Source organism: Planktosalinus sp. (assembly GCF_059864935.1).
Window position 1 is genome coordinate 1 of sequence record NZ_JCBCCK010000278.1, and the last position, 1290, is coordinate 1290.

At 41.2% G+C, this 1290-nt stretch carries 1 protein-coding gene; it reads left to right on the plus strand.

Annotated elements, in window-relative coordinates; all coding sequences use genetic code 11:
- The first annotated feature begins 33 nt into the window (after positions 1 to 33).
- Positions 34 to 1221, plus strand: a complete 1188-nt coding sequence (locus AC6F75_RS09315) for an aminotransferase class III-fold pyridoxal phosphate-dependent enzyme (protein ID WP_500714735.1) — start codon at positions 34 to 36, stop codon at positions 1219 to 1221.
- Positions 1222 to 1290 lie beyond the last annotated feature (69 nt).

A 1290-nucleotide genomic window follows, 5' to 3' on the forward strand; every position in this document is an offset into this window, starting at 1 on the left:
CTGTCAGATTTCAATCCCATAAACCAAAACAGAATGTCATACAAAAAAGACTTCTTCAAGCACCAAGCACAAACCACCCCTCACCCATTGGCTATGGAAATTTCACATGCCAAAGGTTGCTATATTTATGATACTACAGGAAAAGCACACCTGGATTTTGTGGCCGGAGTTTCTGCTTGCACTTTAGGGCATGGACATCCCAGAGTCATTGAAGCCATTAAAAACCAGGCTGAAAAGTACCTGCATGTGATGGTTTATGGCGAGTACATTCAGGAGCCGGCAGTCAAATTTACCAAGCTTTTGTCGCAACACCTTCCTGAAAATCTTTCCACTACATACCTAACCAACAGCGGCACCGAAGCCATAGAAGGTGCAATAAAACTTGCAAAAAGAGTTACTGGAAGGTCACAAATCATCAGTGCACACAACGCTTATCATGGCAATACTATGGGTTCGCTGAGCATTATGGGTTTTGAAGAACGCAAAAGTGTCTTTAGACCTTTGATGCCTGATGTTTCTTTTATTGAGTTTAACAACGAAAAGGATTTAGAAAAAATCACCCATAAAACGGCGGGTGTGGTTTTGGAAACCATACAAGGTGGAGCAGGATTTATTCAACCTGAAAATGATTACCTTCAAAAAGTGAGAAAACGCTGCGATGAAACCGGCGCACAACTCATACTTGACGAAATTCAACCGGGTTTTGGCCGCACAGGCAAACTTTTCGGTTTTGAAAACTACAACTGTGTGCCCGATATTTTAGCCATCGGAAAAGGAATGGCCGGCGGCATGCCTGTGGGAGGCTTTGTTTCCTCTTTCGAAAAAATGAAACTGCTTCAGGACAACCCCAAGCTGGGGCACATTACCACTTTTGGCGGACATCCGGTTATTGCGGCGGCGGCTTTGGCTACATTAGAAGAATTGATTCACACCAACCTAATTGCAGAAACGCTCGAAAAAGAAAAACTGTTCAGAAAATTGCTTAAACATCCACACATTCTGGAAGTGAGGGGCAAAGGATTGATGCTGGCAGCAATGGTAAAAACACCGGAAATAGCCACCGAAGTCATCCTGAAATGCAAAGAAAAGGGACTTATTTTATTCTGGTTGCTTTTTGAAGGTAAAGCCATCAGAATTACACCCCCGCTTACCATCTCCAATGATGAAATTGAAGAGGGTTGTGCAATTTTATTGGAAGTGTTAAATACAATAGATTCTTAAATTAAACCCATATATTTGATTTACAATTACTTAATTACCTTAATTTGTTGATTATTTTGTTAACAATAT